This is a genomic window from Thermodesulfitimonas sp., assembly GCF_052743955.1.
On sequence record NZ_JBRAIN010000118.1, the window covers coordinates 1 to 4,607 of the forward strand.

Sequence of the window (4,607 nt, forward strand, 5' to 3'; positions counted from 1 at the left end):
CATTTTTGTCAGGCATTTTACCCTGTCGCGGTGGTTTAGAGGTAGCTCAAAGGGTTACGCGGTTCACCATTCACGAGGACCTCGAAATGCAGGTGCGGACCGTAGGCGTGCCCGGAGGAGCCGACCGTTCCAATAACCTCACCCCGCTCGACAACCTCGCCTATACCGACCGAAATACTCGCGAGGTGTGCGTAGCGGGTGACCACGCCGTTGCCGTGGTCGATATCCACCGTTCGCCCGTAGCCACCGTACCACCCGGCGCGGATCACAGTCCCGCCACTGGCCGCACCCACAGGGGTACCATAACCGCTACCGATATCTATCCCGGTGTGCATTCGCCCCCAGCGTATACCAAAGCCGGAAAGGATGGGGCCTGATAACGGCCAGCCCAAAGAAGCTCTGCCGTCACCACGGGAAGCAAGGAGGTAACGACTACCGCGTCGCTCTATCTGCTTAACCGGCGCCTCGAGTTCCATCGTTCCGATAACCGTCTGGGAAACTTCCACCCCGTTTTCTACTTTGATCCGGTAGGTAATCTCCTTTTTACCGGGCCTACCCTGCTTAACGATCTTTACCTGACCCCGGTGAAGGGAGCGGTCGTACCTTATTTCTCGCGGGAAAGGAATGGGCTCTACCTTGGTGGTTTCGTACTCCTGGACTACAGTAAATACCGGCTTCTCGCACCGCAGCTTAATCACTTGACCAACAGATAGATGATCCGGATTCATGCCGGGATTAGCAGCAATCACGTCTTCAACAGCTAGCCCTTGCGCCCGGGCAATATCCCAGAGGGTATCGCCTTCCTTCACCCTATAGTACCACCGCTCCTCTATGCCCTGCCGCACGACCGCAACGGCTTCCGTTACGCCCATCAAGCGAGAGATAGGCACTCGCCGCGTCGCCAAGGTAATTCTCTCGGCAAAAGTGGCTTCTTCCTCCGGCCTAGCCGCGTACATTTTTACAACCGCCTGCAGGAAAGCAGTAGCCGCCCGGCGATCTCTGAAAAAGAAACGGTCCTGCCCATTAACCTGGACCACGGTAGCCCGGGCATAAAGGGCAAGAGCTTCCTCGAGGCGCTCCTTTAACCGCGCCTGCGGGAGGCAGTCTCTCTGGGCCACCCGGACGCGCCGGTACGTCACCTTATACCCCGGTCTGCCCGGCTGACCCAGCGCCGCATTCGCCCGCAAAATTTCCTTGAGGGTTGCCGTAACCACCGCCCGATTCTTTACCACCCCTATCATCTTTCCGTTTACCGTGACGGCCCAACCTGTGCCCGAAAGATAGATAACCGTGAAGGTAACGCTAACGGCAACTAAAATAACCAGCAACTGCTCCTTCACTTCGCGGTGCCAGGAATCTATGATCCCGACACGCCGCCACAACCTGGAAAATATTATTTTAGGCAATAGAACCACCTCTCTTGCCGACTACCCCTTTTTATCGCCCCTACCTTCTTTCCAACAGCAGCTGGTCCAGCATCACAGCTTCTAAGACGCGAAAAAAGTAGCAGGTCTATTTTAACAGGTCAAATTTAAATCCCAAACGCGCGTGAGGGCGCAAATTAGCCCAATCTCTGTTGTTTTTAGAATATAACTCTCTTTTTGCCATTATTCCTCAGAATTTGTCCCGGTAGTCTGCGCTAAAAGGTAGAGGGCACACTCCAGACGCTTTCGCATCAGCGCACACCCGATAGCGTAAGGTTTCATTATATCCCCGTTAACCAGGTAGGCTGCGGCGTGACACCCACCCCCGCAAAAGAAGCGGGCCCAGCACGTCGTACAGCCTGGTTTATTGTAGACGTGGGCGTTTCGAAAGGCCTCAACTACCTCCTGCCGTACCGTCCCGGTGGCAAGGTCGCCCAGACAGAAGGTGGCGTCGCCCACAAACTGGTGGCACGGGTAAAGGCGCCCGTCAACATCCACCGCCACGTAGGAAAAGCCGGCGCCGCAACCAGTCAGCCGCTTTGTAAGGCAGGGTCCTCCGGTCGGGTCCAGCTCAAAATGAAAGAAGCGGACGGGTTTCCCGCCGCGCCGCAAAGTCAGGTAATGTTCTGCCAGGTGCTCGTACGCCGCAGCCGCCGCGGTAAGATCCTGCTCGCAGAGCGCGTAGGGCTCTGCCGGCGACGCCACAACCGGTTCCAAAGAGATTGCCGTAAAGCCCTCCGCAACAAGGTGCAGGAAATCCTGGACAAAGTCGAGGTTGAACCGGGTATAGGTTCCCCGGATGTAACAATAGGAAGCACGCGGGACTTCGGCCCAGGCGCGGAAAAAGTCACGGCAATTTGCCAGTACTTTTGCGTAAGAGCCGGTGCCGCCGGGAAAGCGGCGGAAGCGGTCGTGGACCTCTTTACGCCCATCAAGGCTCAGGACAACATTGATTCCTTTTTCCAGCAGGTAACGGCTCTTTGTCGTATCCAGGAGAACGGCGTTTGTGGTCAGGGTGAAAGAAATCTCTTTGTGACAGGCTTTCGCTCTCTCCGTGGCGTAATCGACCACCGCGGTTACCACGGACCAGTTAAGGAGCGGCTCCCCCCCGAAAAAGTCGACCTCCACCGCCCGGACCGGCCCGGAGCGTTCCAAAAGAAAGTCGATCGCTTGAAACGCCACTTTCTCGGGCATAAGGCCTCTCCCCCCGTAAGTGCCTTCGTCCGCAAAACAGTAGGTGCAGCGCAGGTTACACTCCTGAGCTATCATGAGGCATAATGACTTGGGCGCAAAAGGGGGCGGAAGATAAAGCTCCCGGGCTCGGTCGGGGACAAAAAGGGACCCGTTGGCCTTCAGTTCCTCTATCTCAGCGAGGACCGCCGCCACGGCCTTTGATGTAAACCCTTGCGGTAGCGCCCACCCGCCGGCAAGGGCCCCAATAATTTCCCACGCTAGATCATCAACAACGTGCAATCCACCGCTTACCGGATCGAAAACCAGCTTACGGCCACCAATCTCAAAAAGATGGACCACTCGCCGCGTCCCCCCTTAAACTTTGGGTGTTAGTACGCTATGCCGTTTCGTCATTACGTTACAACTGTAATAATCCTAAAGTTATTACAAGTACTGACGTTCCTTAATCCGGGTACCGCTTCGACTGAAAATCTTCTCCCCCTATTCTCAGGAACACCCCGGCGCCTTGTACTTACTGCGAACCCGGATCCGGAAGTATTCTAGTACTAAAACATTCTAGGACTAAAAAAAGAGGGCGGATTCCTCGCTTCTATCGCGATTACGCCCTCGCAATTACCCGGTAAAACCTTTTCGCCCCTATGCTTTTTGTTTGCAACTTTGGTTACCTACAGTACACGAAGTCTTGCACGCCGACTGGCAGGACGCCTGACATTCACCACAGCCCCCGCGGCGCACCTCCTTTCCAGGTAGAATCGTCTTGATGTGCTTGCCCATTCTCCCCCTCCTTAACTAACGGAAATCACTTTATAGCCTATCTGCTCTAGTTCCGCCGCCAGCTCCCTGGCATCTGGGACACTCAAGCGAAAAGTAAGTTCGTAAAGCCCAGGCTCCCGCTCGAAAGTCGCCAAGCTCCGGATACTCACTCCTTTATCTTTAAAAAGCGAGGTGATCTCCGCCAAAACACCCACGCGGTCGCTTACCTCAATAACCATCCTGGAGCCCGCCCGCCGCAATCCAAAAAGGTTTACCAACGCCTCAACCATATCGGTCTGGGTGATAATACCAACCAACTTATCACCCTCCACTACCGGTAAGCAACCAACCTTATGCTCCCGCATAATCAGCGCCGCCTCTTCGATCGGGGCGTCAGGTCTAATGGTTATCGGGTTCTTAATCATCGCCTCCGCTACCGTAACCTTCGCGAGGATATAATTGAGCTCGTAGATGCTTAAAGTAGAAGCTGGCGAAGGCGAAACCTTGAGCAGACCGCGCTCGGTTACAAGCCCGATGAGTTTGCCGTCACGCGTCACCGGAAGGTGACGGATCTTATGCCTCTGGATAATTTCGAGCGCCGCGAAAATTGGGGTATCTTTGCCAATGGTAATGGGATTTGCGGTCATGCAGTCGTGGACAAACACGCTTTTACCCTCCCCAAGTGGCTATACGATCTTTTCGGCACCACCCAGATCCTTCCCCAGCTTCCTCTCAGAAGAGATTGTACCCGATGTAGCAGACGAAGAGCAATACTCTCAGCCTTTCCTCTTGCCAACATGGCCTTAATATCTCCGCCGTACCGCTTCTTCCCCATCCCTGCACCAGTACGCACCTTTCACCTTTTTACCAGATAGCCCTTTGGGTGCGCAGGCGGTTTATACCCCAAAGATAGCGGCTCCCCTCTTTGGATAGCATTTGCTTAATATTAGAAATAAGGCCTCCCAGATTTCGGGAGGCCTTGATTTTACTGGGTTTGAGTGGAGCGGGTGACGGGGCTCGAACCCGCAACCCCCAGCTTGGGAAGCTGGTGCTCTACCGTTGAGCTACACCCGCAACGCAGATAGCAGACATCGGATGCAAGAGGTCAGATGCACGAATCATCTCTCACCTCCGACCTCCTGCCTCTGACTTCCGACGTGGTGACCCCACCGGGATTCGAACCCGGGTTACCGGCTTGAAAGACCGGTGTCTTAGTCCACTTGACCATGGGGCCAC

The 4,607-nt window shown here is 55.1% G+C and carries 4 protein-coding genes and 2 tRNA genes; all 6 read right to left on the bottom strand.

The window, feature by feature from the left end; translation table 11 throughout:
* Window positions 1-35 precede the first annotated feature (35 nt).
* On the bottom strand, window positions 36-1,382 hold the full coding sequence (locus ACUVTA_RS08630; RefSeq protein WP_445952539.1) for a peptidoglycan DD-metalloendopeptidase family protein: 1,347 nt from the start codon (window positions 1,380-1,382) through the stop codon (window positions 36-38).
* 225 nt (window positions 1,383-1,607) lie between these two features.
* Complete coding sequence (scfB, locus tag ACUVTA_RS08635) at window positions 1,608-2,957, bottom strand: thioether cross-link-forming SCIFF peptide maturase (RefSeq protein ID WP_445952540.1); 1,350 nt, start codon at window positions 2,955-2,957, stop codon at window positions 1,608-1,610.
* 297 nt (window positions 2,958-3,254) lie between these two features.
* Complete coding sequence (scfA, locus tag ACUVTA_RS08640) at window positions 3,255-3,392, bottom strand: six-cysteine ranthipeptide SCIFF (RefSeq protein WP_445952541.1); 138 nt, start codon at window positions 3,390-3,392, stop codon at window positions 3,255-3,257.
* A gap of 11 nt (window positions 3,393-3,403) precedes the next feature.
* On the bottom strand, window positions 3,404-4,036 hold the full coding sequence (locus tag ACUVTA_RS08645) for a CBS and ACT domain-containing protein (protein ID WP_445952542.1): 633 nt from the start codon (window positions 4,034-4,036) through the stop codon (window positions 3,404-3,406).
* Window positions 4,037-4,370: 334 nt separating this feature from the next.
* Window positions 4,371-4,445 (bottom strand) — tRNA-Gly (locus ACUVTA_RS08650).
* 84 nt (window positions 4,446-4,529) lie between these two features.
* A tRNA-Glu gene (locus ACUVTA_RS08655) sits at window positions 4,530-4,605 on the bottom strand.
* Between the last annotated feature and the right edge of the window lie 2 nt (window positions 4,606-4,607).

What these genes read in the sequence shown, in the direction of transcription:
- scfA (WP_445952541.1), bottom strand. Translation starts at nt 3,392, where the DNA reads ATGGGCAAGCACATCAAGACGATTCTACCTGGAAAGGAGGTGCGCCGC.